This is a genomic window from Leeuwenhoekiella sp. ZYFB001 (assembly GCF_011784865.1).
In the GTDB taxonomy this organism is placed as follows: domain Bacteria; phylum Bacteroidota; class Bacteroidia; order Flavobacteriales; family Flavobacteriaceae; genus Leeuwenhoekiella; species Leeuwenhoekiella palythoae.
Map to the genome: position 1 here is coordinate 598249 of NZ_CP050460.1, position 24974 is coordinate 623222.

At 39.4% G+C, this 24974-nt stretch carries 27 protein-coding genes and 3 tRNA genes; 12 read left to right on the top strand and 18 right to left on the bottom strand.

Annotated features, from left to right (window positions below; genetic code table 11):
* The 7 genes from HCN54_RS02520 (at window position 1) to HCN54_RS02550 (ending at window position 6148) form a co-directional block, all read left to right on the top strand.
* Entirely contained in the window at window positions 1-1212 is a 1212-nt protein-coding gene (locus HCN54_RS02520; protein WP_167596401.1) for an NADH:ubiquinone reductase (Na(+)-transporting) subunit B, read from the top strand.
* Window positions 1213-1214: 2 nt separating this feature from the next.
* Window positions 1215-1949, top strand: coding sequence for a Na(+)-translocating NADH-quinone reductase subunit C (locus HCN54_RS02525; protein ID WP_072984484.1), 735 nt, complete (start codon window positions 1215-1217; stop codon window positions 1947-1949).
* Window positions 1950-1951: 2 nt separating this feature from the next.
* Window positions 1952-2599 carry an NADH:ubiquinone reductase (Na(+)-transporting) subunit D gene (locus tag HCN54_RS02530; protein WP_167596402.1) on the top strand — a complete coding sequence of 216 codons (648 nt, stop codon included), beginning with the start codon at window positions 1952-1954 and terminating at the stop codon, window positions 2597-2599.
* A gap of 49 nt (window positions 2600-2648) precedes the next feature.
* Window positions 2649-3380 (top strand): NADH:ubiquinone reductase (Na(+)-transporting) subunit E, encoded by a 732-nt coding sequence (nqrE, locus tag HCN54_RS02535; protein WP_167596403.1) that lies wholly within the window; start codon window positions 2649-2651, stop codon window positions 3378-3380.
* A gap of 2 nt (window positions 3381-3382) precedes the next feature.
* Window positions 3383-4690, top strand: a complete 1308-nt coding sequence (nqrF, locus tag HCN54_RS02540; protein WP_072984490.1) for an NADH:ubiquinone reductase (Na(+)-transporting) subunit F — start codon at window positions 3383-3385, stop codon at window positions 4688-4690.
* A gap of 82 nt (window positions 4691-4772) precedes the next feature.
* A complete protein-coding gene (locus tag HCN54_RS02545) occupies window positions 4773-5135 on the top strand; it encodes a Na(+)-translocating NADH-quinone reductase subunit F (protein WP_072984492.1) in 363 nt (120 codons plus the stop codon).
* Window positions 5135-6148 (top strand): FAD:protein FMN transferase, encoded by a 1014-nt coding sequence (locus HCN54_RS02550; protein WP_240924933.1) that lies wholly within the window; start codon window positions 5135-5137, stop codon window positions 6146-6148. Before HCN54_RS02545 ends, HCN54_RS02550 begins: the two co-directional genes overlap by 1 nt.
* On the opposite strand, the gene HCN54_RS02555 is transcribed toward HCN54_RS02550, so the two are convergent.
* From HCN54_RS02555 to HCN54_RS02590, 8 genes are all read right to left on the bottom strand, one after another.
* The gene (locus HCN54_RS02555; RefSeq protein WP_167596404.1) at window positions 6141-8228 is read right to left on the bottom strand and encodes a T9SS type B sorting domain-containing protein; all 2088 of its coding nucleotides are present in this window, start codon (window positions 8226-8228) and stop codon (window positions 6141-6143) included. The two genes, HCN54_RS02550 and HCN54_RS02555, sit on opposite strands and share 8 nt — an antisense overlap.
* A 5-nt stretch (window positions 8229-8233) precedes the next feature.
* A complete protein-coding gene (locus HCN54_RS02560) occupies window positions 8234-8998 on the bottom strand; it encodes a class I SAM-dependent methyltransferase (RefSeq protein ID WP_167598820.1) in 765 nt (254 codons plus the stop codon).
* A complete protein-coding gene (locus HCN54_RS02565) occupies window positions 8998-9537 on the bottom strand; it encodes an HNH endonuclease (protein WP_072984500.1) in 540 nt (179 codons plus the stop codon). The genes HCN54_RS02560 and HCN54_RS02565 overlap by 1 nt, the downstream gene beginning before the upstream one ends.
* Before the next feature lie 19 nt (window positions 9538-9556).
* Window positions 9557-10375: a type I methionyl aminopeptidase gene (gene map, locus HCN54_RS02570; protein WP_167596405.1), complete on the bottom strand. Its 819-nt coding sequence runs from the start codon at window positions 10373-10375 to the stop codon at window positions 9557-9559.
* A gap of 86 nt (window positions 10376-10461) precedes the next feature.
* Entirely contained in the window at window positions 10462-11868 is a 1407-nt protein-coding gene (locus tag HCN54_RS02575; protein WP_167596406.1) for a TolC family protein, read from the bottom strand.
* Window positions 11865-13223 (bottom strand): HlyD family secretion protein, encoded by a 1359-nt coding sequence (locus tag HCN54_RS02580; RefSeq protein WP_072984506.1) that lies wholly within the window; start codon window positions 13221-13223, stop codon window positions 11865-11867. Before HCN54_RS02580 ends, HCN54_RS02575 begins: the two co-directional genes overlap by 4 nt.
* 6 nt (window positions 13224-13229) lie before the next feature.
* Window positions 13230-14897, bottom strand: coding sequence for a peptidase domain-containing ABC transporter (locus tag HCN54_RS02585; RefSeq protein WP_167596407.1), 1668 nt, complete (start codon window positions 14895-14897; stop codon window positions 13230-13232).
* 7 nt (window positions 14898-14904) lie between these two features.
* Window positions 14905-15579, bottom strand: a complete 675-nt coding sequence (locus HCN54_RS02590; RefSeq protein WP_072984510.1) for a TetR/AcrR family transcriptional regulator — start codon at window positions 15577-15579, stop codon at window positions 14905-14907.
* Window positions 15580-15836: 257 nt separating this feature from the next.
* Here HCN54_RS02590 and HCN54_RS02595 point away from each other — a divergent pair, with 257 nt between their 5' ends.
* The gene (locus HCN54_RS02595) at window positions 15837-16955 is read left to right on the top strand and encodes a DEAD/DEAH box helicase (RefSeq protein WP_167596408.1); all 1119 of its coding nucleotides are present in this window, start codon (window positions 15837-15839) and stop codon (window positions 16953-16955) included.
* On the opposite strand, the gene trxA is transcribed toward HCN54_RS02595, so the two are convergent.
* A complete protein-coding gene (gene trxA / locus HCN54_RS02600) occupies window positions 16952-17248 on the bottom strand; it encodes a thioredoxin (RefSeq protein ID WP_072984514.1) in 297 nt (98 codons plus the stop codon). The genes HCN54_RS02595 and trxA overlap by 4 nt on opposite strands.
* Before the next feature lie 170 nt (window positions 17249-17418).
* Here trxA and HCN54_RS02605 point away from each other — a divergent pair, with 170 nt between their 5' ends.
* Window positions 17419-18066 (top strand): SDR family oxidoreductase, encoded by a 648-nt coding sequence (locus HCN54_RS02605; RefSeq protein WP_167596409.1) that lies wholly within the window; start codon window positions 17419-17421, stop codon window positions 18064-18066.
* A gap of 11 nt (window positions 18067-18077) precedes the next feature.
* Window positions 18078-18563, top strand: coding sequence for a cupin domain-containing protein (locus HCN54_RS02610; RefSeq protein ID WP_167596410.1), 486 nt, complete (start codon window positions 18078-18080; stop codon window positions 18561-18563).
* A gap of 101 nt (window positions 18564-18664) precedes the next feature.
* Here HCN54_RS02610 and HCN54_RS02615 read toward each other — a convergent pair.
* The 3 genes from HCN54_RS02615 to HCN54_RS02625 all read right to left on the bottom strand — a co-directional run bounded on the left by HCN54_RS02615 (window position 18665) and on the right by HCN54_RS02625 (window position 19007).
* Window positions 18665-18747: transfer RNA gene (locus HCN54_RS02615), tRNA-Leu, on the bottom strand.
* Between the two features lie 61 nt (window positions 18748-18808).
* A tRNA-Lys gene (locus HCN54_RS02620) sits at window positions 18809-18881 on the bottom strand.
* Between the two features lie 53 nt (window positions 18882-18934).
* Window positions 18935-19007: transfer RNA gene (locus HCN54_RS02625), tRNA-Lys, on the bottom strand.
* Window positions 19008-19129: 122 nt separating this feature from the next.
* Here HCN54_RS02625 and HCN54_RS02630 point away from each other — a divergent pair.
* On the top strand, window positions 19130-19648 hold the full coding sequence (locus tag HCN54_RS02630) for a shikimate kinase (protein WP_167596411.1): 519 nt from the start codon (window positions 19130-19132) through the stop codon (window positions 19646-19648).
* Here HCN54_RS02630 and HCN54_RS02635 read toward each other — a convergent pair.
* Genes HCN54_RS02635 through HCN54_RS02645 form a run of 3 tightly spaced genes read right to left on the bottom strand, consistent with a single transcriptional unit; the run spans window position 19640 to window position 21115 of the window.
* Window positions 19640-20143 carry a phosphoribosyltransferase family protein gene (locus HCN54_RS02635; RefSeq protein ID WP_167598821.1) on the bottom strand — a complete coding sequence of 168 codons (504 nt, stop codon included), beginning with the start codon at window positions 20141-20143 and terminating at the stop codon, window positions 19640-19642. The genes HCN54_RS02630 and HCN54_RS02635 overlap by 9 nt on opposite strands.
* Window positions 20143-20742, bottom strand: coding sequence for a methyltransferase domain-containing protein (locus HCN54_RS02640; RefSeq protein ID WP_240924934.1), 600 nt, complete (start codon window positions 20740-20742; stop codon window positions 20143-20145). The genes HCN54_RS02635 and HCN54_RS02640 overlap by 1 nt, the downstream gene beginning before the upstream one ends.
* The gene (locus HCN54_RS02645; RefSeq protein WP_072984522.1) at window positions 20732-21115 is read right to left on the bottom strand and encodes an RNA-binding S4 domain-containing protein; all 384 of its coding nucleotides are present in this window, start codon (window positions 21113-21115) and stop codon (window positions 20732-20734) included. The genes HCN54_RS02640 and HCN54_RS02645 overlap by 11 nt, the downstream gene beginning before the upstream one ends.
* A gap of 85 nt (window positions 21116-21200) precedes the next feature.
* On the opposite strand from HCN54_RS02645, the gene HCN54_RS02650 reads away from it, so the two are divergent.
* Window positions 21201-22097: an FKBP-type peptidyl-prolyl cis-trans isomerase gene (locus HCN54_RS02650; protein WP_240924936.1), complete on the top strand. Its 897-nt coding sequence runs from the start codon at window positions 21201-21203 to the stop codon at window positions 22095-22097.
* A gap of 107 nt (window positions 22098-22204) precedes the next feature.
* On the opposite strand, the gene HCN54_RS02655 is transcribed toward HCN54_RS02650, so the two are convergent.
* The 3 genes from HCN54_RS02655 to HCN54_RS02665 form a co-directional block, all read right to left on the bottom strand.
* Window positions 22205-22789, bottom strand: coding sequence for an outer membrane beta-barrel protein (locus HCN54_RS02655; protein ID WP_167596413.1), 585 nt, complete (start codon window positions 22787-22789; stop codon window positions 22205-22207).
* Window positions 22790-22902: 113 nt separating this feature from the next.
* Complete coding sequence (locus tag HCN54_RS02660) at window positions 22903-23856, bottom strand: transketolase family protein (RefSeq protein ID WP_072984528.1); 954 nt, start codon at window positions 23854-23856, stop codon at window positions 22903-22905.
* A gap of 85 nt (window positions 23857-23941) precedes the next feature.
* Window positions 23942-24787 (bottom strand): transketolase, encoded by an 846-nt coding sequence (locus HCN54_RS02665; RefSeq protein WP_167596414.1) that lies wholly within the window; start codon window positions 24785-24787, stop codon window positions 23942-23944.
* Window positions 24788-24974: the final 187 nt, after the last annotated feature.

Genomic DNA, 24974 nt, shown 5'->3' on the forward strand with positions numbered 1-24974 from the left:
ATGGGATTAAAAGAAAAACTACACGGAATTAAAGAGGATTTCAAGGGCAAAAAAATGGCGCCGGCTTTTAATGCGCTGCACACTTTTTTGTATACGCCTAATGAAACCACACACAACGGGTCGCACATTAGAGCTGTTGATGATTTAAAGCGTACCATGAACACTGTGATTATGGCGCTTGTACCTGTTTTAATATGGGGAATTTTTAATGCAGGTTATCAGCATTATGCTGCTGTTGATGCTGCAAACGGAGTGATTCGTGAAGCAAGCCTTTTTGGCAACTTCTTCACTTGGGATAATTTTACGATGGGAGCGATTACCGTGCTGCCGCTAGTAATTGTTTCTTATGCTGTAGGACTGGCTGTAGAATTTGTTTTTGCAGTAATTAAAGGTCACGAAGTAGAAGAAGGTTATCTGGTAACCGGTATGCTTGTACCTTTGATCGTACCGGTAGACATCCCGCTTTGGATGCTTGCTGTTGCGGTTATTTTTGGTGTTGTAATAGGTAAAGAAGTTTTTGGTGGAACCGGAATGAATATTCTTAACCCTGCACTTACTATTAGAGCCTTTTTATTCTTTGCGTATCCTACTTGGATGAGTGGAGATAAAGTTTGGGTACACGGTGCAAAAGAAGCCGTTGGCACTCCGGATGCTATTTCTGGAGAAACGATTTTAGGGTCTTACGCTCAGAATTCTTCAGTGGTATATGATTTTGCAGATAAGTTCTTTGGGTTTATTCCCGGATCTGTAGGAGAGACTTCAACCTTCTTAATCTTATTAGGAGGACTGTTCTTGATGTTTACTAAAATCGCTAGTTGGAGAATTATTCTAAGTGCGATCGTTGGAGCTGCTGTAATGGGCCTTATTTTCAACGGTGTTGTAGATGCAGGATGGATTACGGAGTCAAGTAAATTCTATGGTTTGATGAGCACGCCTTATTGGGAGCACCTGATCATTGGGGGTATCGCTTTTGGTATTGTATATATGGCAACTGACCCTGTGTCAGGAGCGCAAACCAATACCGGTAAGTACTGGTACGGTTTCTTAATTGGTTTTATTTCAATTATGATTCGCGTATTCAACCCGGCATATCCTGAAGGAGTATTCTTAGCGATTCTTTTGATGAACGTTTTTGCTCCTACAATTGACCACTATGTGGTTCAAGCCAACGTTAAAAAACGTATGAAACGTTTAAAACTTAAAACTGCTTAATAATGGCAAATACAGATAAAAATAGTTACACGATAATCTTTGCTATAGTGATGGTGCTTGTAGTAGGGGCGTTATTAGCCTTTACAGCATCAAGTCTTAAGCCTACGATTACCGAGAATGAGCGCTTTGAGAAACAACAGAACATTCTTTATGCGATGGGCATTAATGAGAATGTGGAAGGTTCGGTAAATTTTATACCTACCGCAGAAGTTGAAGCAGAGTTTTCAAAATACATCAAACAACAATTAGTTATTCAGAATGGTGAAGTTAAGCAAGACAGTGCGGCTTACTTGATTGACCTTAAAGGCGAATTAAGTAAAGACATGTCTGAGCGTAAGCTTCCATTGTTTGTTGGCGAAAAAGAAGGAAAAGATTACTACATCATCCCACTTTATGGTAAAGGTTTATGGGATGCGATCTGGGGCTTTGTAGCACTTGATGCTGACTATGTAGTACAAGGTGTTTTCTTTGATCACAAAGGAGAAACTCCGGGTCTTGGAGCAAACATCAAGGAGCGTTATTTTATGGATGACTTCACGGGTGAAGAGATTATGAATGGAACCCAGTATGAAGGTATTACTGTAGCGAAGGGAAATAACGACCCGTTAAACGACAGAAAAGATGATGGTAAGGTTGATGCCATTGCAGGAGCAACAATTACCGGAAACGGAGTAACTGCAATGATTAACAGTACGGTTAAGCTTTATATTCCTTACTTAAAAGATATTAAATTATAATTATGGCACTACTATCTAAAAAAGACAGAGGTCTTATAATGGACCCTCTAGCAGATAACAACCCAATTACCATTCAGGTTTTAGGAATTTGTTCGGCACTGGCGATTACGGCGCAGTTGAAAGCTTCGATAGTAATGGCAGTTTCAGTATTGTTTGTACTATCAGTAGGTAACGTGGTGATTTCGCTTATGCGAAATATCATTCCTTCTAAGATCAGAATTATTGTTCAGTTAGTTGTAGTTGCTGCTTTGGTAATTATCGTTGACCAGGTGCTTAAAGCATTTGCTTACGAATTGAGTAAGACGCTTTCGGTTTTCGTGGGACTTATTATTACTAACTGTATCATTATGGGACGTTTTGAAGCATTTGCTTTAGGAAATGGTCCATACAGATCTTTTCTTGACGGAATAGGAAATGCTGCAGGATATGGAGCAATCTTAATTATCGTTGGATTCTTTAGAGAGCTTTTAGGTTCAGGTACCTTACTTGGATTTAAAGTACTTGGTGATCCGATCGAAAAAACAGGTCTTTATGCAATAGGTTATGAAAACAACGGTTTTATGTTGCTTTCGCCAATGGCGCTTATTGTTGTGGGGATTATCATTTGGGTTCAGCGTTCTAGAAACAAAACCTTAATTGAAGAAAACTAAAGATTACGATTTGAGTTAAAACTCATTTCTAACTTCTTATTATAAAAAAATGGAACACGTAGAGTTATTTTTTAAATCAATCTTTATAGACAATATGGTATTTGCCACGTTCTTAGGAATGTGTTCTTACCTGGCGGTGTCTAAAAAAGTTTCTACCGCTGTAGGTCTAGGGGCTGCTGTAATCTTTGTATTAGCAGTTACGGTACCTATGAACTGGTTACTTGATCAATATGTATTGCGCCCGGGAGCTTTAACTTGGTTAGGCCCTGAGTATGCAGAGTACGACTTGAGCTTCTTATCTTTTATTCTATTCATCGCAACGATTGCTACAATGGTGCAATTGGTTGAGATCGTAGTTGAGAAATTTGCACCTGCATTATATACTTCTCTTGGTATTTTCTTACCACTTATCGCTGTAAACTGTGCGATTTTGGGAGGTTCTTTATTTATGCAGTCTAGAGATATTCAAACTTTAGGTTTGGCTTTTAATTACGGTTTAGCTTCAGGAATCGGTTGGTTCTTGGCAATTCTTGCGATTGCAGCCATCCGTGAGAAAATTAGATATTCTAACGTTCCTGCACCGTTAAGAGGATTAGGAATCACCTTTATCATTACCGGACTTATGGCTATTGGTTTTATGAGTTTTGGTGGAATGTTAACCGGTGGCGAAGAGAAAACCGAAACTACTGACGAAGTAGCAAAAGTAGAAGTTCAAAAACAAGATACTGTTGAAGAAGAGGAGTCTTTAGCCGAAGTATCTCAAGAAATAAACAACAAGTAAATATGTTTTTAGCAGCAAGTACAGGAGGAGTTATCGCAGCAACTGTAGTGGCGTTTTTAGTACTAACACTTGTGTTAGTGGGACTACTACTTTTTGCAAAAGAAAAATTATCTCCATCAGGTCCGGTAAAAATTACCATTAACGGAGAAAAAGAAATTGAAGTTGATTCAGGAAGTTCGTTGCTTTCAACTTTAGGTGGAAAAAAAGTATTCTTACCATCTGCTTGTGGTGGTGGTGGTACTTGTATTCAGTGTGAGTGTCACGTACTTTCAGGTGGAGGTGAAGCGCTTCCTACTGAAACGCCACACTTTACTCGTAAAGAATTAGCAGCAGGAGCACGTCTTGCTTGTCAGGTAAAGGTGAAGCAAGATATGGATATCACCATTCCTGAAGAAGTATTCGGTATCAAGAAATGGGAGGCTACTGTAGTGCGTAACTATAACGTAGCATCATTCATCAAGGAATTTGTTGTTGAGATCCCTGAGGATATGGACTATAAAGCGGGTGGATATATTCAGATCGAAATTCCTGAGACTACAGTGAAGTTCGAGGATATTGACATTACTGCCCATCCGGAAGAGCACGAAACTCCTGATAAATTTAAAGAAGAGTGGGATAAGTTTAAACTTTGGCCACTTGTAATGAAGAATACAGAGACTGTAGAGCGTGCATATTCGATGGCCTCTTATCCTGCAGAAGGACGTGAGATTATGTTGAATGTACGTATTGCAACACCTCCATTTGACCGTGCTAAAGGTGGATGGATGGATGTAAATCCTGGAGTTGCTTCTTCATATATTTTCAGTAGAAAGAAAGGAGATAAGGTAACAATTTCTGGTCCTTACGGTGAATTCTTTATCAACGAGTCTGAAGCAGAAATGCTTTATGTAGGTGGTGGAGCTGGTATGGCACCAATGCGTTCACACTTGTATCACCTATTTAAAACCCTAAAGACGGGTCGTAAAGTGACTTATTGGTACGGTGGTCGTTCTAAGCGCGAATTATTCTACCTTCAGCATTTTTATGAGCTAGAGAAGGAGTTTGATAACTTTAAATTTTATCTAGTACTTTCTGAACCTTTAGAAGAGGATAATTGGAAAGTAAAAGAAGATATTGATAGCCCAGGAGATGGTTTTGTCGGATTTGTACACAATGCTGTTATCGAGCAGTACTTGAGCAAGCACGACGAGCCAGAAGAAATCGAATTGTATTTTTGTGGGCCTCCATTGATGAACAAAGCAGTTCAAAAAATGGGAGAGGATTTTGGTATCCCAGATGAGAATATTCGTTTTGATGACTTCGGAGGATAGTCAAAACTTAAATTATCAAAAAGCCGTTACGAAAGTAGCGGCTTTTTTTCTGCTATAATTCCACGCGCTGTATCTTTGCTTTATGGCAGAATTATTAAATAAACAGGAGCTTCATAACCTTGCGATGAATATTGTAGGAAAAGATCTAGAAGCTCAGGGTTTTGAATTTTTAGGGGTGAATAGCGAACTCAAACGCAATCCGCAGTTTGTAGCTTTACGCGACAAAAAATTGCATTTTGTGATCGTGCGGGCTGTGAGTTATCCTGAAAATGCTAATGCCTACGATGAAGGTTTTATGAGTGAAATGAAGTTGCACGCAGATAAATTTAATGCCAAAACCTTTTATGCAGGAGTGGGTTTGGGTAGTGCAGAGGATTACGGAAAACCCGTAGAAAAGGGAGATTCTTACACAGTTATATATAACGGCTTACAAGAAATAGAATAATGAAGTATTTATTAGGTTTAGCATTAGGTTTGATTGCTATAAGTTGCGATACAGACCCAAAGTTGGTTGTGCTTTCAGGACAGGCATTAGGAACGGGATATCAAGTACAATTTTATGCCGATGAACGCTTTGAGGTTTCTCAGAAGTTTGATTCAACAATTGCAGCAATTAACAAGTCCATGAGTACGTACCAGCCGGATTCTGATATTTCAAAGATCAACACCGGCGATACAACAGTTGTTGTTGATGCTATGTTTAAAGAAGTGCTCGCGTTGTCTAGAAAAGTCTATAGGGCTACTAATGGCTATTATGATCCTACTGTGGGGATTTTGGTTAACGCTTATGGCTTCGGCCCGGGAAAGCCTTTAAAACAACTTGACAGTACAACATTAGACTCTTTAAAAGCATACGTAGGTCTTGATAAAATTAAAATTTCTGAAGAAGGCAAAATAATAAAGGATGATAAGTCGGTGTATCTTGACTTTAATAGTATCGCTAAAGGCTATTGTATTGATAGAATTGGGGCGATGCTAGAGGAAAATGGTGTTGAGCATTATTTGATTGAATTAGGTGGCGAACTTTTAGCACACGGAAAGAATTTGTCTAAAGATCAAGCCTGGAGAGTAGGTATTGAAAATATCAACGCTCCGGTCACAGATAGAGATTATACCGAAGCAGTTTCCCTAGAAAATAACGGGATGGCGGGCTCTGGTAATTATCGCAAGTTTAGAGTAGACTCTGTAACGGGGCAGCGCTATGTACATACGGTGAATCCATTAACGGGTTTAGCTGAAAAAAGTGATGTGCTGAGTTCAACGGTCATTGCTAAAACCTGCGCAGAGGCTGATGCCTATGCAACTGCATTTATGGCTTTAGGTTTTGAACGTTCTAAACAAGTTTTAGAACAAGCTGATGCTATCGATGCTTATTTGCTTTACACGCAAAGTGAAGGAGCCAGCGTGCAGGTTTATATGTCAACTAAGTTTCAAGAGTATTTGATTCCGGCTAATTAATCAAGGTAAAGTGGCCGGTTACACGAGCTCCTTCGGGTAAAACGAGTTCGAACCAATAGTCGTCCGGTTTAAGAATTTTGTCTAAATATGTTCCATCCCAGCGGGCAGCTTGAGCGCTTAGCTCTTTAAGCAATTTTCCATACCTATCATAAATGCGCACATAAGCTCCGGGATATTCATTTAAACCAACAAGTTCCCAAGTATCGTGGTAACCATCACCATTTGGAGTGAAATATCTGGGATAATCCAGAATAAGAAAGGCTTGGGATTGCACAGAACCACATCCGTTAAGGTCTCTTACCGTAATGGTATGGTAACCTCTGGATAAGCCGGTAAATGTATTGCTAGAGGTATAGCCTCCGTTATCTAATGAAAATTCATAAGCCCCTTGTCCGGTAACATTGATGATCGCTTCATTCTGCGGATAGTTTAGACCTACCACTTCTACATCTACAATGGTTGCGCGCTCTGAGGCTAGCACTTGTGTGGTTTTGGTTGTAGAGCATCCATACGAGTTGAATGCGGTTACACTATAGGTTCCGGGTTGATTGACGGTGATCGTATTTAAAGTAGCCCCGCTTTGACCCGTACTCCATTCATAACGAGTAAACCCTGCATCAATTTTTAAGGTAAACGGATTGGGATCATCTACACATAAGTATTGAATTTCTTCAAAAGTGTAGTCGGGGGAATCCACAACCAAAATGTCAAAAGAGCCGTCAGTGTAACAGCCGGTTACTGTATTTATAGTTCTAAAATAAAGCGTTCGGGAATTAGCTGAAGCATCCCAGCTTATCGGAAGTCGGTCAACGTCATTTGCCCGATTTGCTATAGATTCATAAAAATAAGTGTCAAAATCGTCAGGATCTAATCCATTTAATGCCTCACTTTCAATGTCTGACAAATCATAAGTGAGTGTGGTGTTATCATCACGACAATATATCAAAGGGTCGGGTTGATTTAATATTGGGCCATATTCATAGTCTACTCTGAAACTATCTGTAATTATGCATCCCGTTGCAGTATTTCTAATATTGAAGAATATTTCAATTCCACTGAAAGGAACATTGATGTTAGTTATAGCCCCGCGATTCGTAAATGCATCAATTGAAGAACTGTAATAAGTAATATTTAGATCGGAGTCAGAACCTGTGATCTGGTCGTTCAACGCAGCAAGGTCATAATTTTCAATGGTGGTAGCGTTACAGATATAAAGCTGATTTGGGTTGTTATAAACCGGATCTCTATTTACAATGAGATCAAATGTTTCAATCGAAGAGCAGGGGCCGGTTCTACTACTAATGCGCGCGTAGATAGTTTGCCTATTTGCAGTGGTGTTAGTGTATGTGTTGGGTAGCGGATTCTGGTCAAGGTTGGCATCACCTAATGAAGCGTGAAAACTAACCTGAGAGTCGGGGTGTCCGCTTGTGATACTTGAAGCTTGACTTGCGAGGTTAAAATCGTAAAAGCCGTCGTTGCTGCCTACAACATCACAAACTTCTAAATCTTGAATGGTATTGTAATCGGGCGTTTCAGGAAACGTAGCAGTACCATTTAAGTTAATTGAAAATCCTCCGGCTCCTATGGCACGATCAACTAAGAGATAATAGCGCTCTCCGGCATTTACTGTTAATTCTTGCAGATACCCATTACCATTGCCTCCCGGTCCCTCAGTAACATCTGTTTCTGTTGCGTTTAAACCCGTATTTGCGCTCACTCCTGCATTTTGAGGATTGGTACTACTGCAGCGAATAGACCTTCCTAAATTAGCACAATCAGTAACCGGGCCATAAACCGCAAAGTCATAATCATCTGTGCCATTAGCGGGAACGATATCAAAACCTAATGTTCCGGCTTGATCAATATTGATCTCAAACCATACCGTAGCTGTGTTAAAACTGTAACAGGGAGGTACAAAGTTTCCGGGGAGACTGAATTCATCAAAGCCAATACCATTTGGTTCTACACCTACCGGAGTGTTGCCGCAAAGAATGATAGCATTGGTACAATCATTTGCTTGACTATATATCCAGTTGTTGAAAGCGAGAAGGACAAACAGAATAAAATAGCTTTTTTGCATAGCGATCATTTAAAACATACGGGCAAGAGCTCTCCTGGTGCTAAGCGGTATTTATCTACAGTTGCTACTGGCATCTTAGCGGTCAGGTCAATTTCCTTTACCTTAAAACCTATGGACCGTAATTTATCAAAATAATCGCGACCATAAATCCTAACGTGGTCATATTGACCAAATACTTTTGCGCGTTCTTTAGGATCTGTTATAGAATCATCAGCAAAGGTCTTGGCTCTATTCAGATCTTGCGGAATTTGTAAAATAGCCATTCCACCCGGCTTGAGTACTCTATATAATTCTTGCATCGCTTTAGTGTCATCAGGAATATGTTCTAAAACGTGATTACAAAAAATGATATCATAAGTATTTTCACTGAAGGGCAAATCACAAATATCAGCTTTGACATCCGCGAGAGGAGAATTCAAATCAGTAGTAGTATAATCAAGATTTTGCATCTGCTTAAAGCGCTTGTAAAAGGCTTGTTCTGGTGCGAAATGAAGTACTTTTTTCTTTGCTTTAAAAAAATCAGTTTTCTCTTTTAGGTATAACCACAGGAGGCGATGTCGCTCTAACGAAAGGGTAGAAGGGGAGAGTACATTCTCTCTTTGGTTTTCGTAACCGTACGGCAAAAACTTCTTAAAGGTTTTTCCGTCTATAGGATCTTGATAGGTGTCGCCTCGTAGACTGAAGGCGAGAAAAGGTCTTGCAATGTAACTGAGACGAATTAATAAAGGGCGCGGAACACTATTTAAAACACGCTTAAAAAGACTTGAAATCATACTTGAAGATCTCCCCAGTTTTCTCCGGTTTTAATACGATGCAATTGCATTTCTGAAACACCAAATTGTTTCGCCAAAACTTTTAATCGGGTACGCCTGTTAGGGTCAAGTAGTTTTTTCTTAAGTACTTTAGCTTCGGCGTAACTTAATTTAGTGTAGTGACGTTCCCCTGAAGTACGGCGCTTAATATCTAACGGACTCGTTTTTTGGTGCGCATAGCGCTCTTTGTGCGTGGCCCATTTTAGGTTAGTAACTCTATTGTCTGTCTTGTCGTGATTGAGATGTAATACCGCTTTTTCGTTTTCTCCGGCCTTTAAAAACGCTTTCGCCAGCAACTTGTGCAGATAAAAATTACGGCGTTTGCCATTAGCTAATTTGATGTTTACCGTTACATAGCCATTAATGTGTCCACCTTTAATAATATTCCCATTTGGGTTTTTATTGTAGCTGCGCACTTGACCATAATTTGAAAGCCCTATTTTATAGCCTTCTTCCCAGTTATCTTCACGATAGTCAATCCAAGTTTCTAACTGCATGGCACTTGGTATTTAAAAATTAATTGGTAATAGGTTGAGCTCTAAAGGCATCTTCTTCATCGCTGGTAATGCCTAAAGCGTCATAAATATACTTAAAAGTTGAAAGAAGCTCCGGTTTTCCGTCTACTAAAGCAACATCGTGCTCAAAATGAGCGCTAGGCTCGCCGTCGCGGGTAGTGATCGTCCAGCCATCGCGATGTTGTTTGATGCGGTGTGTTCCTCTATTTACCATAGGTTCAATAGCGACAACCATTCCTTCAATAAATTTTTTACCGCGGCCTCGACGTCCGTAGTTAGGCATTTCAGGATCTTCGTGCATTTTAGCGCCCAGACCGTGACCTACTAATTCACGTACAATGCCATAACCGTGATCTTCACAATACTTCTGAATCGCATAACCTACATCTCCTACGCGATTACCAAACTTAAATTGTTCAATCCCTTTATAAAGCGATTCTTTAGTGACCTTCAATAATTTTTTAGTTTCAGGAGCTACTTCGCCTACTTCAAAAGTATAGGCGTGATCCCCGTAAAAACCATTTTTTAGAGCGCCACAGTCTATTGAAATAATATCGCCGTTTTCAAGAGGTTTGTCATTAGGAATCCCGTGTACCACTTGTTCGTTTGGGCTCATGCAAAGGGAATTAGGAAAATCGTATAGTCCGAGAAATCCGGGAATAGCACCGTGGTCGCGAATGCAGGTTTCGGCGATCTTATCAAGCTCTAATGTGGTTACACCGGGTTTTACTTCTGCTGCTAAGGCACCAAGAGTTTTAGATACGATTAGTGCGCTTTCACGCATAAGTTCTATCTCTTCTCTTGTTTTTACGATAATCATAGTCTCCTTTTTTGAAGCTGCAAAGTTACAAAGTTTACTTGATAATCTAGATGTAATGCGCGCGGCTTATACAACTAAAATACTCCTTATATGTTATCAGGATTATTAGCGATCGTTTTAAAGAGTTTAGCCTTTGCTTTATAAAGCTTGTACGTGAGTTCTATTTGCTTCAGCTGAGAATCAATAAGTTTCAATTCGCGCGAATTGATCAAGAAAATCGAACTTTCGCCTACCTGATATTTACGCTCTTCTGCGTTGAGCATCGTTGCGTAATTGGTAACCAGTTCTTCGGCCATTGCATTTTGCTCTTGCAAGGTGAACAACTCAGTATTCACAGCTTTTATTTTATTCTGAAGTTGCAAGCGCGAGTTGGTCAGATCCAGTTCGGTGTCTTGTAATTTCAACTTCGCAAGTTCAAGATCTCCACGTTCTTTCCGAAGAAATAAAGGCATTTTAAAATGCAGTCCGGCTTTATAATTCTGAGTATAAAAACTGTCCAGATTCTCAGGTTCTGATGAAATAAAATTATAATTCACATCAATCACCGGAAGCAATTTATTGGCTTTAAGTCGCTTTTCAATTTCTAAACCTTCCACTTTATACGCCAGAGAGCGCATTTTAGGATGCTCGTTGATCTGAAAATCTGCAAGATCAAAACCGGTAATATCCAGTGTTTCATCAATAACAAAAGCTAAATCGTCCTGAGGAAAAACATCATCCTGTAGCTCCACAGGAATATTATTTCCTAACCAGAGGTAATTAGCTAATTCTAATTTTTTCTGAACGTACTCGAGTTCTACCTCTTTTAAACTCAGCGCTCTGCTTTGAACACTAATTTTAGCTTCAGTTGTATCAATTAACGGAATATCGCCCAGCAACGCGCTTTGCTTAATTCCTCTAAAACGAACGATGGTATTTTCTAAAGATCGCTCGTAAAGCAACACTTTTTTATAGGCTTGTAACCAGTCAAAATAAGCTACAGCCGCATCGTGCAAAATGGCGTTCACTGCCAGATCAAGATCAGCTCGCGCTTGCTGCTGATATACTTTAGCCTGTTTCAACGTGGCCATACGCTCATTGATCCATAAGCCTTGTCCTAAAGAAGCAGAGATCCCCGCAGTATAGAGTCCGTTTTCAGGAACTGTTTTTTGCGGATTTAAATAATATCCTTCGTTTTCTTCAAATTGTGCCTTAAGATCAATTCCGTACCAGGTAGGGATTTTAAAAGTAGCATTTAGCAGATCATAATATTCAGTTTCTTTGAAAACCTTCTGATCAAAATCTACTTCAACTTTTGGGTCAAAACCGCCACGCGCTTTGAGTAGTTTAGCATCTCCGGTTTCTAAAATCAGGTTGGCTTGCTTCGCTACAGGATGGTTTTGTTTCACCAGACTTATATACTCTGAGAAACTTAAAACCTGCAATGAATCTACCTGAGCTTGAAGCCCGAAAACACAACATAGAAAGGCCAGTATGATTATAGCTTTTCTCATTTTTTAGCAGAATCTTTATTAGGTGTTGCTGTTGTTGGGGTATAGTAGTTAGGTGGGAAACCGTTGAGTTTTCGCCACAACTCATACCAGATGGGCACGTCTTCTAAAAGTGCTAATGTGTTTGCACCGGCACCTATACGCAAAGCTTCGGGCCAAGGCTGCTCATCAGGGTCGGGAGCTAGAAGCACACGGTATTTTCCGTTAGGGCTTATGAAGCGCTCTACGGCAACTACCTTTCCTCCAAAAGTTCCAAAGGAATTATACGGCCAACCGCTAAAAACTATAGAAGGCCATCCATCAAACTGAATACGCACTTTTTCACCGTCGTGAATCAACGGAAGGTCTATGGGTTTTACATAAGTTTCTACCGCAATATCATAATTGGTAGGCATAATACTCACCAACTGTTGTCCTTCTTTAAACGTCTCGCCAATACCTCCTATGATCGCTTTATTGATAAACCCATCTTGTGGTGCTCGCACGTAATACAAGTTATTACGGATCTCATAATTGGTGCGGGTATTCTCTAATTTGCTCACCGCAGCTTCTGTGTCTAGCTGTGTAGAAAGCGCTGTCGCTTGATCACTTTGAGCTTTGGAAATCTTATCGGCGTAGGTTGCTTCAAGACGGTTAAGCTCTATTTGTGCATTTAACAATTCGTTGCGACTGGCCAATAATTTATTTTCTTGCGAAATGATCTTAGCCTGAGCTTCCTGCAATTTCAAGCGTTTTTCTTCAACATCGGTCACTGCTTTTAAGCCCTCTTGTTGTAAGGCCAGCGTTCGCTCATACTGACGCTCGGCAATCCTAAGATTGGTTTTGGTCGCTTCAAAATCAATACTGTCGCTTTTGATCTTTAACTGTGCTTGAATGCGTTTGTTATCTGCTTGTTTCAACTTTAAAATACGTTCGCTGCGCAAAGCTTCGATCTGATTACCTAAGGCGTTTACCTTATTTTTATAGGACTCTACCGAACTGGCTTTAGCACGCACCTGTTGGTCTGTACGCTCTACCAGATTAGGGTCAAAATATTCATTTTTCACTTCGGTAATAAAAAGGATCGTATCTCCTTTTTTTACCGACTCTCCCTCGCGTACATACCATTTTTCAACACGCCCGGGAATGGGAGATTGTATGGTTTGCGGTCGCTGCTCAGGGGTAAGTGTTGTTACATAACCTATACCTGAAATGGTCTGCGTCCATGGCAGAAAAAGTACTACGATTAAGATCACCGTAAACACTTTGAGAAAGCGATTAAAGTAGGCATAATGCTTTTTCTCTAAGACCTTTTTTGAAGCCTTATAGCCGCTAATATCTACCTTTTCGTTTATTTTATCTTGAGATATATTAAGCATAGGAGTTTAATTTGAAGTTGAAAGTTTGCCGCCGTCTAGCCACAAAGTGCGTTCACAGCAGTTGCGCCAAGCTTCGTCTTTACTGGCAACAATGATTGCCCAGGAGTTAGACTTGTCAAATAAAAAGTTTACAATGCGCCCTTTTTCTTCCGCAGAAAATTTAGTCAGCGGTTCTTTTAAGATCAAAACTTTAGGCTTGCGCACAATACTGCGCGCCATCACAATCTTATCTGCAATGGTTTTTGAAAGTCGCTGCCCTTCTGGTTTTATAAGCGTATCTAAACCTTTGGGTTGATCTTTTACAAAATCAGATAGCCCCATTTTTTCAATTGCCCAGTCTATATTTTCCTGCGGAACCGTTTTGTCTCCAAACGTAATGTTGTCTAAAATGGTGCCTTCAAACGGAGTTTCCTCAGGAAAGGATTGCCCTAACAAGGCTCTGTAATGATTGAGCTGAATCCCTTTAACCGATTTATTATTGATGAAAAATTCACCCGAAGTAGGTTCTAGAATTCCGGCGATGATCTTCAGTAAGGTTGATTTTCCGGCGCCGTTGGGGCCGTTAATCAGTACGTGTTCGCCGGGATTGATTTCAAGCGAAACTTTGTCAAGAATGGTAACTTCGTCAGCTTTATCTACATAGCTTACGTTGCGTAATTCCAGATTAAGATTGTCTGCATTGTCAAAAGGTTTTGATAACTCTTGATCTTCAAGTTTTTTGTCAACTACCTGACCCACTTTTTCTAAAGCCGTAAGCAGATCGTAAAAATTCTCAAGTCCTAAAATGAGTTTTTCAACCGAATTGATGATCAATACAATTATAATCTCAGCAGCCACAAATTGACCAATATTCATAGTTTGATTCAGTACCAGAAAACCACCAATTAATAATAGACCGGCGGTTACGAGTACTTTAAAAGCGATCATTTGTATAAACTGAATGCGCAAGATTTTAAAGTGACTCTCACGCGCATCTACGTAATCACTTACTAGAGCATCATTTTTGTCGAGCGCAAGACTAGATCTACCGGAAAGCTTGAAGCTTACCAGTGCCCGCGCGATCTCTTGGATCCAATGTGCGATCTTATATTTGTATTTTGATTCGGTAAGACTGGTTTGTAACCCGGTGTTTCCGGTGAATTTAAACACTAAATAAATCAAGAGAATCAGAAGGATTCCGTAGAAAATAAAAAACGGATGGTAAAACGAAAGCAATACCAACCCGAAAACAATTTGAACCAAAGCAGCCGGAAAATCCAGCACCAGTTTATACAAACTCTTCTGTATCGTGAGAATATCAAAAAAACGGTTTGCTAATTCCGGCGGATAATAATCTTTAAGTTCGCTCATCTTTATCTTCGGAAAGCGATAAGTAAATTCAAAAGATGCACGCGTAAAGATCTTTTGCTGCACATTCTCCAGAATACGTATTTGCATCAGTTGCAACGCACCTACAAAGGCAACTCCCAAAGTCACTAATACAACGAGAATAATCCAGGAAGTAGTGATCTGCGCACCTTGAATAAGATTTACGATCGCCTGAATCCCTAAAGGAAGCGATAAACTTACGAGACCGGCAAAAATGGCATAATAGAGAATTTGTAAGAAATCTTTCTTCTCTAATTTAAGTAGCCTTACAAAACGTTGCCAGGGCGTTAATGTTTTAGATTCCATATAGTGTTTAGGAGTTTAAAAGGTTTGAAGTAAGGTGGATAAAGTATTGCGACGGTGAGGTCTTCTTTCCACAATCTGTTAAGGAGGTAAAATGATCCTTTAGAAAATGCTGATGTAATGAGCCCGCTAAGATGGTACTTGCCAGACTTGCGGGGTAAGGATAGCCTTCATTTACATCTGCGATCATTTCTTTCAACCGGGTTGAAAGTCTTTTGTAAATAACAAAATAACCTTCTTTATTTTCATCATCTACCTCTTTAGTGAGGTAAGATTTTGAATATTCATTGATAACGATCTTGTTAAGCGCTACCTCATTAATATGATTAAATGAATGATCTTCTTCAACCTCACGCGTAAGAATCTCGATGGCTTGTTCTAGTTTTTCTTTAGGATCGTGAATGTTTGCAGTAGCAAAAGCGAGTTGGTATTCTTTCCATCCCCAATACCAATTCGTCAAATAAATCAAGAATTTATGCTTATTCTCAAAATACCTGTAGATCGAACTTTCGTTAGATTCAATACAATCGCCTAATTTTTTGAATGTAAAATTATCAAAGCCTAATTCGTTGATTAATAAAATACCGTGCTTAACAATACGTCTTCCTAATAGCGAAGATTCGGGGTCTTTTAAATAGACATTGTCGTTGATAATGATCTTCAAATTGCGAAGTAACTCATCCATAAAAACAAATTTTGATCGCTAAATTAATAGTAATACTATTAATTCTGAAAATTTTACAATTATTTTAGTCTATAACGTTATAGTATTTGGAAATAGGCTTTTGATTTAGAGTTATTTATAGATGAAAGACTAAGAGTATTGATGACTTCAGAGGAACAATTCGATTTAAAAAAATAGTCTTTTAGGAGTTCACCTTTTGATTTCTTCAAGGAATACCGTGTACGCTTTATGTATCTTTGCGCAATCAAAATTGAAAAATGGCACAGAATTTTAAATCCTTAGGACTGAATAAAAACCTGATCAAAGGCTTGAATGAGCTTGGCATTGTAAATCCAACTCAAATTCAAGAAGAAGCTATTCCGTTGCTTTTAGAAAGAAATGCGCATTTAGTTGGGCAGGCTCAAACCGGTACCGGAAAAACTGCGGCTTATGGATTGCCAATTCTGGAGCGTATAAATGCGAATCAAAAGAGTATACAGGCGCTGATTCTGTGTCCAACGCGTGAATTGAGTCAGCAGGTAGCAAAGCAGCTTTTTAAATTCACAAAATATACCGAGAAGATTTTTACCGAAGCCGTTTACGGTGGGGAGAAGATAGATATTCAGATCAAAAATTTGAGCAGACCTACACATATCGTTGTGGCTACCCCGGGACGTTTGATCGATTTGCTTAATCGAAAGGCGATTGACTTATCTCAGGTGCACACCGTGGTGCTTGACGAAGCCGATGAGATGCTGAGCATGGGCTTCAAGCAGCAGCTAGACGAAATTTTAAGCGCGTTGAGAAATGTTGAAAATAAATGGTTGTTTTCAGCGACTATGCCGCACGGAATCAAACAGATCGTTAATCAGCATATGGCCGAAGATGCGTACCGTATTCAGATAAGTCGCGATGTGGTGAATAAAAATATTGAGCATAAATTTTTGCAGTGTGAAGAGGTTGATAAACTACCTATTCTTTTGGACTTCCTGAGAAGTAAAAAAGGAGAACGCGGAATTATTTTCTGTAAAACCAAAGCGGCAACTGCAAAACTGGCCAAACAACTAATTGCTAAAAATGTTGCTGCCGAAGCTCTTCAAGGAGATATGCTACAAAAGGAACGGGATAAAGTGATGCGTGCTTTTAAAAACGAAAGTTTGCGCCTACTTGTTGCAACAGATATTGCTGCCCGTGGGATTGATGTTCAGGACCTCACTTTTGTGATTCATTATCAAATGCCTGATCAAGAAGAATATTACACTCACAGAAGTGGCCGAACTGCAAGAGCCGGTAAAGAAGGCTTATCGCTGGCTTTAGTGACTTCTAAAGAGTTGCGCACTCTTCGTAATTATGAAAAATCTTTAGGAATTGGCTTTAGTGAGGTAAAAGCACGCTAGTAACTTTCAATAACCTTTTTGATATCGGCACGCGTTAAAACACCGCTTTGTCGCCAAACCTGCTCTCCATTTTTAAAAAGCATCAGGGTAGGAACACCGCGCACCTGAAATTTCTGAGCTAAGGTTTGATTTTTGTCGACATCAACTTTTACGATCTTGACCTTTTCGCCCAGATCTTTTTTTACGTCTTCAAGTATAGGTGCTAGCGTTTGGCACGGTCCACACCATGTCGCAAAAAAATCTATCAGTACCGGAGTTTCTGAATCTGTAAGATTACCAAAGCTTGTTTTCATACTGCAAAACTAGGAGTATTCCATTTAAATGTAAAAAGCTTTAACGACATCTTAATACAATGCTAAGAAGCGCTGATACGGGCGTTAAATGCCGTTAATCCTTTAGTGCGCCTTTTGGGCGCTAAGTAACTTTAACCAAGATTACTTGAACCGCAAAAAATACTAATGTTATGGAAACCAGTAAAGAAAATGTTTTAGTGGCAGGCGCAAACGGAACGACCGGAAAATTGATCGTAAGCTATCTCGATCAGTCGCAATATTATAACCCGGTGGCTATGGTGCGCAAACAAGAACAGCAAAAGCAATTTAAAATACAAGGAATAGACACCGTTTTAGGGGATTTAGAAAAGGATTTATCTAAAGCGGTAAAAGGTATTGATAAGGTAATTTTTGCTGCGGGTTCCGGCGGAAACACTGGTCCTGAAAAAACAATTGATGTAGATCAGGAGGGTGCCAAGCGACTTATAGATGCGAGCAAAGATGTTGAGGTTAAAAAGTTTATCATGCTAAGTTCGATTAATGCTGATAATCCTGAAAGTAGCGAGTCGCTGAGACACTATCTGGAGGCTAAACGTAAAGCAGATAATTATTTAAAGAATAGCGGACTTAATTATACGATTGTGCGTCCCGGAACTTTAAAAAATGAAGAAGGCACGCGCAAAATAGAAGCGGCACTTGATGTAGAGCACGGCGAGGTTACCCGAGACGATGTTGCGTATACATTGGTTCACGTGTTAAATGATGATGTGGCGCAAAATGCCGTTTTTGAAATGGTAGAGGGGGAGCAAAGAATAGAGGATGCTATTAAAGAATTTTAAACATTTTCCATATGAATCGATATACTCCTATCTGTTTTGTGGTCTTCACGCTCACTTTATTTTCTTGTGTAGAAAGCACTCCTAAAAATCCTGAAGTCGAAAGTCAATCGAAAGAACAAATTTTTGATAAGGGTACCCGCACCTCAAAAGAAAAGTTTGTGGGAGATGTTTATATGAATTTATTAGTTCCTGAAGATTCAATATACACTACAAAATCGGGTAGCGTAACTTTTGAAGCGGGCTCACGTACCAACTGGCATTATCACCCTAGCGGACAACTTTTAATGGTAACAGAAGGAACAGGATATCACCAGATTGAAGGCAGAGCTAAAGAAACCATAGTTAAAGGGGATGTAGTTAAAGTGCCAAAAAATGTAAAGCATTGGCACGGCGCTTCAACAGATGAAGCTATGATCCACATTTTTGTAATTCCAAATACAGAGATGGGAGCCTCCGTATGGTTTGAACCTGTAAGCGATGCAGAATTCACAGAATAGATTACAATTTGAAGTATAAAATCTGGTCTGTTGATTTATCAGTAGGCAAATAAAAAACCCTGTGAAGTGTTGATTTCACAGGGTTTTTTTAATTCTAGTTGTACCCGGGATGGGACTTGAACCCACACGTACGAAGTACACACGGCCCTCAACCGTGCCTGTCTACCAATTTCAGCACCCGGGTCTGTTTAATTCAAAATTACTATAAAATAAAACCAGACGGCAAAATCTGGTTTAAATTCTTGTGACTTGGCTGGGGCTCGAACCCAGGACCCTCTCCTTAAAAGGGAGATGCTCTACCAACTGAGCTACCAAGTCGATGGTGTACTAAAAAACAAAACCAGACGTTAAAATCTGGTTTATGTGGTTTGTGACTTGGCTGGGGCTCGAACCCAGGACCCTCTCCTTAAAAGGGAGATGCTCTACCAACTGAGCTACCAAGTCTTTCCTTAAATGCGGCTGCAAATATACATCCATTTTTTTAATCTACACAAGCCTTTTTGTGATAAATTTGAATAAAATTAAAGAAGCAGGTATAGGCTTCTGAAAATCAGTAATTTTTTAAAATGAAAATCTATTTAATAGGCTATATGGGTTCAGGAAAGTCTACCTTAGGAAAGATCTTGGCCCAAGAGCAGGAGATGAATTTTATCGACTTTGATCATTTTCTTGAAGACAAAGAAGGGAAATCTATTGCCAAAATTTTTGAGGAGCGCGGTGAGATTTATTTTAGAAAAAAAGAATCAGAATATTTAAATGAATTGCTTCAGGGGTATGATAACACAATTATAAGCCTGGGAGGCGGTACACCTTGTTACGGAGACGCAATGGAGCGCATTAAAGCAGCCGAAGGAACTTCGGTTTATATAAATGTAGGCGTTGCGGAATTAACACAGCGTTTGTGGTCTCAACGCGATCATCGTCCTGTTTTAAAACATCAGGATACTCCAGAAAAATTAGAAGAATTTATACGGAAACACTTATTTGAGCGCAGTTATTACTACAATCAAGCAGCTGTCAAATTGATGGTTAAAGGAGAGCCTGTAGGCGAACTCGTCGCGCAATTGCAACAAAAACTATTCTAAGATCGCAGAGTCTTTGCCGGGCTTGAAGCGCACTTTAACGCGTTCATTAAGTGAAGTGCTCAAGGAGATACCTTTAAAATCTGCCTTAACCGGATATTTTTTATGATTACGATTGACTAAAACAGCGGTCTTAAATTGTTTTAGAGGTACATCTAAAAAGTGCTTTACACCGTAAATCAGCGTCGTTCCGGAATTCAAGACATCATCTATAAGCACAAGAGATTTATCTTTGTATTCTGATGCATTAAGAGAGGTTTCAACTGTGCCTTGAGGAGCAGTTTTATTCATTGTAACTTTGCACAAGGTACATTGAAGCGCTGAAACTTCCTCGAGAATTGCTTTTAAACGCTCGGCAATAACATAACCGTTAAGTGCGATTCCGGCAAGAATAATTTCTTTTTCGTCTACGTTGCTTTCGTAGATCTGATAAGCAATTCGGCGAATTTTATTCTTAATGTCTTCGTGATCTAAAATGGTTTGCACCTCGGTTTTCATCATTTAGCTGTTGTTGATTTTTCAAAGATAAAAAAGAGTTCGTTGCCTTGTCTTGGTTTTATAGAATTATAGCAGGCTTCTAAAGTTCTAAGTTCAAAGTAAGACGTAAATAAGTTTTGATATTCTGTTAAGCTTCCGCCAAATGGAGGCCCTTTTTCAGTCAATTCAAAGTTAAATAAGACTCCTGAAATTTTGCCTTTTTCGGCTAATAGATCAAAGCAGTGTTGGACATAGCTAGGTCTTAAATCAGGTTCTAAAGCACAAAAAAAGGTTTGTTCTAAAATTAGATCATACGTGCCGTTATGTTCAAAAAAATCACCTTCGATCAGTCGATAGTTACAGTTTTCCGGCAGGCGTGCTTTTAGATTTCGCAACGCGGAAACTGAAAAATCAACTACCGTGACATTTTCAAATCCTAAATGCGCTAGGTGCAGCACTTCGTGGCCATAACCGGCTCCAGGAACAAGAATTTTTAATTCTTTGTTAGTAATCTGGTCAGTATATTCTTTTAAAGGTTGAGTCACTTGGCCGGCGTCCCAACCCGTTTGATCATTTTGATACCTGTGCTCCCAATAATTTTTATTTAAATCAGTCTTCAAAAAAGTCGTCGTTTTCGTAAAAGTCATCAAGATCACGCCGATCTTTTTTAGTAGGCCGCCCGGTTCCTTTTTTTCGATAATAATCCTGTGAGTATTTTAAAAGATCTAGTTTTTCAAGGTTTTCAGCAGGGGTTTTATCAACGCAGTAGAGGCCAACCAATTTGGCTCCCACGCGACTAGGCGGATGGTCTAAAACCTCGATGACATAGTTAATTTGATTTTTTCTTACTTGAATGGTGTCTGATGGAAACACTTCTCGTGAAGGCTTCACTGCAACATCATTAATTTTTACCTGTCCTTTTTTACAGGCATTTGTAGCTATAGAACGTGTTTTAAAGTATCTCACACACCACAAATATTTGTCAACTCGCATAATCTATTGCTTTAAAGCTCGTTTTTAACAATACAAAAATAGCGTAAAATTGTATCTTGCGCGACCTAAAAGCAATATGATGACTATGGTAAGAAAAGTGTTTGTGGCGGTTATGGGCCTTTTATTTTTTGTTTCTTGTAAAAAAGATGATGACGGAACTACAGAGATCGAAGTTCGTGATCGGGGGGAAGTGCAAGTAGAAAGTTCGGCCAACTTGAGAGCTTATCTTGATACGCACTTTTACAATTATGAGGAATTTGAAACGCCTGCTGCTGACTTTGATTTCAAAATTCGTTTTGATACGATTAGCGGAGCTAATGCTAATAAGACACCACTTTCTAATCAGGTGATCACACGTCAATATACTTTTGAAGATACTGATTATGAGCTATACATTTTAAAAGCTCGAGAGGGAGCAGGAGTACAGCCTACTTTTGCTGACTCAACTTTTGTGAATTATCAAGGAAGTGTTGTAGGTGGAAATCGTTTTGATGCTTCGGTTACGCCGGTTTGGTTTGATTTAACTCAGGTGGTTTTTGGTTTTGCTAACGGAGTAAGTGAATTGAAAGCCGGTACGCAGTTTACTCAAAACGCTGATGGTACATACAGCTTTGGAGATGATTATGGCATTGGAGCTGTTTTTATTCCAAGCGGACTAGGGTATTTTAATAGTTCGGGGACTGGTTTTTCGGCATATTCAGATCTTGTGTTCACCTTTGATCTTTATCGTGCAGTAGAGGATTCAGATAATGATAATGACGGGGTTCCTAACTGGAGGGAAGACATCAATGGTAATCATTATGTAAATGAATTAGGAGATGATACTGATGGAGATAATGTGCCTGATTATTTAGATACAGATGATGATGGTGACGGAACGTCTACGCGCGATGAACTGGATTTTGATGAAGATGGAAATACCATATATATTGACTCAAATAATGATGGTCTGGATGATTATTTAGATCCAGATATAGGATAAAAAAACCATTAAAGGAAATAAAAAAGCCCGTTATCAACAATGATAACGGGCTTTTTATTGGCGCCACCAAAGATTTTAGCACTCTGAGGTTTACCTTATAAACATAATTATAAATTAAGCGATACACTTAAAATAAGTTGATCAGGTCGTGTGTCTATTCTTGATCCCGAAGTGATGATTCCGTTAGAATCTAAAAACTCTGCTTCGTTATCACCAAAACCACGCTCATAGCGTAAGTCAACGCCAAGTTTTCCTAAAGCGATTGCTGCGCCCACATTGAGACCTACTGTAAAATCGTTTTTTACATCTCCCAGGGTGATGCCGTCATACTCGGTATCTAAAATGTATTGAAAAGCAGGACCTGCAAAAACTTGTAGTGGCCCAATAACTTCAAGACCTACTAGAACCGGTAGGTCTAGCTTTTGCATGCTAAAATCATCATCTTCGTAGGTAGAATTGAGCTTGGTATAAATAAGTTCTGGTCGCAAGAAGAGTTTTTCTCCTGTACGCCCAAAGACACCCACGTGGTAGCCTATATCGCTACTTGGGTCTTGATAAGCGTTTTCGGCAGAGTCGCTAATGTCTCCTGTGCCTCCGTAATTAAGACCGGCTTTAATTCCAAAACCGGGATCTGATTGTGCGTGTGCAAACGACACGGCTAAAAATAAAATTCCTAAAAATGCTCTTTTCATATCAGTTAAGTTTAGCTCAAAATTGAGCGGTTAAAGTTAAAAGAGATCTGTAAAGATCGCCTTAAACTAGCTGATAGAAGCAAACATTTTTAGGAATAAATCTATAAAAGTGCTTACTTCTTAGCTAGCACTCTATTAACGGCTTCTACAATAGATTTAGTATTAAGGCCGTATTTTTCCATAAGTTGAGCAGGAGTTCCACTCTCACCAAAAGTATCATTGGTTGCAACGAATTCTTGATAAACAGGATCGTTTTTGGCAAGCAAGCCAGAAACGCTTTCACCAAGACCGCCTAAGTAATTGTGCTCTTCACAAGTTACTACGCAACGTGTCTTTTTAATAGAATTTAAAATAGCTTCATCATCAAGTGGCTTGATGGTGTGGATGTTAATAACCTCTGCGCTGATTCCTTTTTCCTCAAGTGCTTCGGCAGCTTCTAGAGCGTGCCATACTAGGTGACCGGTCGCCAAAATGGTAACATCAGAACCTTCAACAAGGTGTAATGCCTTACCGATTTCAAATTTTCCGTCAGCTTCAGTAAAGTTAGGAACGCTAGGTCTACCAAAACGTAAGTAAACCGGTCCGTCGTGATCTGCGATCGCAATGGTGGCTGCTTTAGTTTGGTTAAAGTCACAAGGGTTGATCACGGTCATTCCCGGTAACATTTTCATTAAACCTAGATCTTCAAGAATCTGGTGCGTTGCTCCATCTTCACCAAGAGTAAGACCGGCGTGAGAAGCACATATTTTTACATTTTTTCCAGAATACGCAACACTTTGACGAATTTGATCATACACACGACCAGTTGCAAAGTTTGCAAAAGATGTTGCGTAAGGTATTTTTCCGCCAATGGTCATACCGGCAGCCATACCAATCATATTAGCTTCTGCGATACCGGTTTGAAAAAAGCGTTCTGGATGGTTTTTAGCAAAGTCGTTCAGTTTTAAAGAGCCGGTAAGGTCTGCACAAAGCGCCACAACATCTTCATGAGTTTTGCCCAATTCGTCCATACCTGCACCAAAACCAGAACGTGTATCTATATTTCCTGAATTTGTGAATTTTTTCATATTTCTGACCCCATTTTATTCGTTATGAGTAAGATATATTCGGGGTAATTTTTAAGGTTAATAGTTTCTTTTTGATGGGTGTCAATTAGTAATCCCCTAAAGTCTCAAGGTTTTGCGCTAGTGCTTTTTCTAATTGCTCATCATTAGGCGCTTTACCGTGCCAAGCGTGGCCATTCATCATAAAGTCAACACCGTGTCCCATAATGGTATGTAGTAAAATACAAACCGGTTTTCCTTTACCGGTGCGTGATTTAGCTTCGTTGAGACCAGCGATAATCGCCTCGATATCATTTCCTTTTTCAACGTCTAAAACGTCCCAGCCGAAAGCTTCAAACTTAGCGCGTACACTACCCATGTTCAAGACATCGTCAGTGCTTCCGTCAATTTGCTGACCGTTGAGGTCAATAGTGGCAATTAGATTATCTACCTTGTTACCGGCAGCATATAAAATCGCTTCCCAGTTTTGACCTTCTTGTAATTCACCGTCACCGTGAAGGGAATAAACAAGGCTGTCATCACCGTTTAATTTTTTAGTTTGAGCAGCCCCAAGAGCAACACTCATTCCTTGTCCTAAAGAACCTGAAGCAATGCGAATACCTGGCAGGCCTTCGTGAGTTGTTGGGTGACCCTGTAAACGAGAATCTATTTTTCTAAACGTATTTAATTCTTCAACCGGAAAATAGCCAGAACGAGCCAAAACGCTGTAAAATACAGGAGAAATATGTCCATTAGACAGGAAGAATAGATCTTCGTCCTTTCCGTCCATATCAAAACCTTCTTTACGTTTCATTACTTCTTGATATAAGGCTACAAAAAATTCAGTACAGCCTAATGATCCTCCCGGATGCCCAGAACTCACTTGGTGCACTTGCCTTACGATGTCTCTTCTTACCTGAGAGACAAAATCTTCTAATTGTTTTGTGTTTGGCATTTTAATTAAGTTAAAATTTGAAGTTCAAAAATACCCATTTTAAATACGTATTACAATCAATAACCCATATATTACTAAGCTTTTAAGGAAATTTAAGAAGATTGATATTTTAAGTGTGAAATTCGCACTTATCTTGTGCTTTTCTGTATCAAGACTATCTATTAAATAGTTTTATCTTTGCCGCTCT